This is a genomic window from Mesorhizobium sp. P5_C1 (assembly GCF_054049815.1).
Window position 1 is genome coordinate 1 of sequence record NZ_JBFULQ010000458.1, and the last position, 4396, is coordinate 4396.

At 64.0% G+C, this 4396-nt stretch carries 2 protein-coding genes; one reads left to right on the forward strand and one right to left on the reverse strand.

What is annotated here, in order from left to right; genetic code table 11:
* Nucleotides 1-166 precede the first annotated feature (166 nt).
* Entirely contained in the window at nucleotides 167-826 is a 660-nt protein-coding gene (locus ACXJ7R_RS25720; protein ID WP_095082229.1) for a response regulator transcription factor, read from the forward strand.
* Nucleotides 827-848: 22 nt separating this feature from the next.
* On the opposite strand, the gene ACXJ7R_RS25725 is transcribed toward ACXJ7R_RS25720, so the two are convergent.
* The gene (locus tag ACXJ7R_RS25725; protein WP_457154283.1) at nucleotides 849-4337 is read right to left on the reverse strand and encodes a PAS domain-containing hybrid sensor histidine kinase/response regulator; all 3489 of its coding nucleotides are present in this window, start codon (nucleotides 4335-4337) and stop codon (nucleotides 849-851) included.
* Nucleotides 4338-4396: the final 59 nt, after the last annotated feature.

Genomic DNA, 4396 nt, shown 5'->3' on the forward strand with positions numbered 1-4396 from the left:
GACAAGGACAACGGCGCGCAGCTCAACTCGCAGAAGACCTGAGCGCTCGAAACAGGGAAAACGCGGCGCGCTGGCTTTGCCGCTTGAAAACAGCGCGCAGCCCCTCATAATCGTCCAACTGGTCCCGGAAAGAGCTAAAAAATCATCGGGATTCGGGGAGGGACATTTGCCGTCAGGCTATTCTTTCGTCATCGCCGACGACCACCCGCTGTTTCGCGGTGCGCTGCGCGAAGCGCTCGCCGGCATAGGCAATGTCGCGGCAATCCACGAGGCCGGTGATTTCGAGAGCGCCAAGGCGCTGGTCGTGGCCAACGAAGATGTCGATCTGGTGCTGTTAGATCTGTCGATGCCGGGCGCCAGCGGCCTTTCCGGCCTGATCTCGCTTCGCGGCATCCATCCGGCGGTGCCGCTGGTCGTGGTCTCGGCGCATGACGATCCGGCGACCATCAGGCGTGCGCTCGATCTCGGTGCTTCCGGCTTCATCTCCAAGTCGGCCAGTATGGAGGAGATCCGCGACGCCGTGCAGTCGGTGCTTGCCGGCGACATCGCCGCGCCCGTCGGCATCGATCTCGGCGTCGAGCGCGATCCCGAGATTTCCGACCTGATCAAGCGCCTGCAGGCGCTGACCCCGCAGCAGACCCGCGTGCTCGGCATGCTGGCCGAGGGCCTGCTCAACAAGCAGATCGCCTATGAGCTCGGCGTCTCCGAGGCCACGATCAAGGCGCATGTCTCGGCCATCCTGCAGAAGCTCGGCGTCGACAGCCGCACCCAGGCAGTGATCCTGCTGTCCAAGATCGGCAGTGACCCGCTGCAGCCAGCCGGCTGACACGCGGGTCTCGTCGGAATCGTCATTCGGCGGCCGATGCCAGCGGCCTGACCCTGGCCATCATCGAACGCAGCACCGCCGGCTTCAGTGGCTTGTTGATCACCGGAATCTCGAGCCCGGCCGCGGCCGTGCGCACCTCGTTGGTGCGGTCGGCAGTGACCAGCACAGCCGGCAGCGCGTCGCCATGGATCGCGCGCAGCCTGACGATGATGTCGAGGCCGGTTTCACCGTCGAGATGGTAGTCGGCAAGGACAATGTCCGGGCGGTGCATCGTGGCACCCGCCAGATCCCTCGAGCCTGATATCGTGTCGACATTGCAGCCCCAGCCCTCGAGCAGGAGCCGCATGCCTTCGAGGATGCGGGCATCGTTGTCGATGCAGAGCACATGCAGGCCGGCCAGCGAAGCTGTCGCGCGGGCAGGGGCCCTGGTTTCGATCTCGCGTCGTGGCTCCTGCACGGCGGCGACCGGCAGGATGACGGAGAAGCGCGTGCCCTTGCCCGGATTGGAAAAGATCCGGATCTCCAGGCGCAAAACCCGGGCGATACGATCGACGATGGAAAGGCCGAGACCGAGGCCCTCGGCTTCGCGCGCACCTTCGTCCAGCCGGGTGAATTCGTGAAAGACGGTGTTCAGTTCGTCGCCGGCGATGCCGATACCGGTGTCGATCACCTGGATTTCGGCCAGGTCGCCGCGACGGCGAACGCCGACCAGCACACGGCCGTTCCGCGTGTACTTGATGGCATTGGAGACGAGATTCTGGATCAGGCGGCGCAGCAGGTTGCGGTCCGTCATCACGGTCAGCGACGACGGCATGATCGTCAGGCCGAGTTTCTTTTCGGCAGCCAGTGGCCGAAAATCGTTACCGATCTGGCGCAGCAATCCGTCAAGGTTGAAAGCGGTGTCGTCCGGCTTCATCGCGCCGGCATCGAGGCGGGAGATGTCGAGCACGGCACCGAGAATGGTCTCGACCGATTCCAGCGAGGATTCGATGTTGACCGCTGCCTTGCCGGCAGGCCCCTTGCCGGCCTTCTCGATCAGCGACGAGCAATAGAGCCGGGCAGCGTTCAGCGGCTGCAGGATGTCGTGGCCAGCGGCGGCAAGGAAGCGTGTCTTGCCGAGATTGGCCTCCTCGGCCAGCATCTGTGCCTGCGCCAGCTCTTCGTTGACGCGGGTCAGCTCGATGGTGCGGGTCTTGACGCGCTGCTCCAGCGATTCATTGGCGCGCTTCAGCGCCAGGTCCTGTTCGACGCGTCCGGAAATGTCGGCATAGGTGGCGACAATGCCGCCATCCGGCATCGGGTTGGAACGCAGCTCGAGGATGCGGCCGCTGGTCTTCAACTCCATCTGCCACGGACTGACGAAGCTGGTCAGCCGGTTGAGCATGGCCACACGCTGGTCCGATGGAATGTCGCCGCGCTCGGCAAGATGGCGCAGGATGCGGTCGAGCGAGACGCCGACCTGACCCATCTCGTCGGGCAGGTCGAACAGCGCGCGGTACTGGCGGTTCCAGCAGATCAGGCGGAAATCGCGGTCGAAAACGGTGATGCCTTGCTCCATCTGATCGAGCGCGATCTGCAAGAGGTCGCGATTGTGCTGCAGTGCCTCGGTGGCGTCGTCGAGCAGCCGGAAGGCATCCCTGGATTCGCGGTCGTGGCGCCGAAACAGCAGCGACAGGATCAGCCGTGCCGAGGAAGAGCCGACGGCGCTGGCCAGCAATTGCTCGGAAAAACGGATGACGTCCATGCTCGCCTGCTCTTTGCCGTGCAGCGAGGCGCCATTGGTCTTTTCGAACGACTGGAAGGAGCGCTCGGTGCGCTCGACGCCGAGATAGCGCGAGATCGTGTCCTTGAGGTCGTTGACGGTGATGGCGGTGCGGAAGCGGCGCAGGCTGGGCATCGGGCCGGCATCGCGCGGCACGAAGATCGACGCCTGGATGCGCTCCAACGGCACCGACGCGCGCGACAGGGAGCCGAGCACGAAGAACACCGCGTTGATCGACAGGCTCCACAACACGCCGTGGTTCAGCGGTTCGGCGACTGTGCCGAACAGCGCCTGCGGCCGCAGCGCCTCGAAGCCGAACAGCCCGTGCGCGATGATGTCGGTGTCGGGTGCGGCAAGCGATGGAAGCAGCAGCGTGTAGCCCCAGACGAGGATGCCGGCGACCATGCCGAGTGCAGCACCCCGGCCATTGGCGCCACGCCAGATCAGTCCGCCTATCAGCGCGGGCGCGAACTGGGCAATGGCCGCAAACGACATCAGGCCGATCGACGACAGCCGCGCGCTGTTGGTGCTCTCGCGGTAGTAGAGGAAGGCGATGAACAGCAGGATGAAGATCGCCCCGCGCCGCACATTGAGGATCAGCGTCGACCAGTCTTCATCCTCGGAGGTCGACGTCTTGAGCAGGCGGCGCACGAACAGCGGAATGACGAGGTCGTTGGAGATCATGATCGACAACGCCACGCTTTCGACGATCACCATGGCCGTTGCCGCCGACAGGCCGCCGATGAAGGCTGCCATCGCCAGCAGATCATGGCCGCTGAACAGAGGCAGCGACAGCACATAGAGATCGCTGCTGGTCCCGGTGCCGACCAGCGACAGGCCTGCAAAGGCGATCGGCAGCACGAACAAATTGATTGCCACCAGATAGAGCGGAAACACCCATGTCGCGGTGCGCAATTCGCTCTCGCCGCGGTTCTCGACGATGGTGACGTAGAATTGCCTCGGCAGCATGATGATGGCGAAACCGCTCAGGCAAGTCAGCACCAGCCAGGTGGCAAGGGAGGTGTTGTAGCCCATCGCCTGCCGGACCTGTGCGTTCTGCGCCAACTTGTCGAACATGTCGCCAGGGCCGCCGAAAATCAGGAAGGTGACCATCAGGCCGATCGCCAGGAAAGCGGCGAGCTTGACTACGGTCTCGACCGCAACTGCCAGCACCAGCCCGTCCTGGTGTTCGGTGGCATCGGCATGGCGTGTGCCGAACAGCACCGCAAACAGCGCCAGCAGCATGGCGACGACCAGCGAGATGTCGCTGACGAACGGATCGAAGGAGGGTGGCGAGCCGGTGTAATGCTCGACCATCAGGCTGACCGAACCGGAGATCGCCTTCAACTGCAGCGCGATATATGGCACCGCGCCGATTGTCGCGATCAGCGTCGCGATCGCCGAGACGGTGAAGCTCTTGCCATAGCGGGCGCCGAGGAAGTCGGCGATCGAGGTGATCTTCTCCGTCTTGGCCAGCCGCACGATGCGGTTGAGCAGCGGAAACCCGAACACGAACACCAGCACCGGGCCGGTATAGATGCCGAGGAATTCAAGACCGCGCTCTGAGGAGAGGCCAACCGAGCCGAAGAAGGTCCAGGACGTGCAGTAGATGGCAAGGCTGAGCGCGTAGATGAACGGCCGCGCCCGGCTCGGCCCGGATATCGCCGAGCGGCGGTCGCCCAGGCTGGCGATGGCGAACAGCAGCGTCACATAGGCGATCGCGATGATGACGATGAACAAGCCCTGCACGCCTGGAATTTCCTCCTTTGCCGCCTTTTTATCCGGCTTGTCCGAACGCAATCACAGCT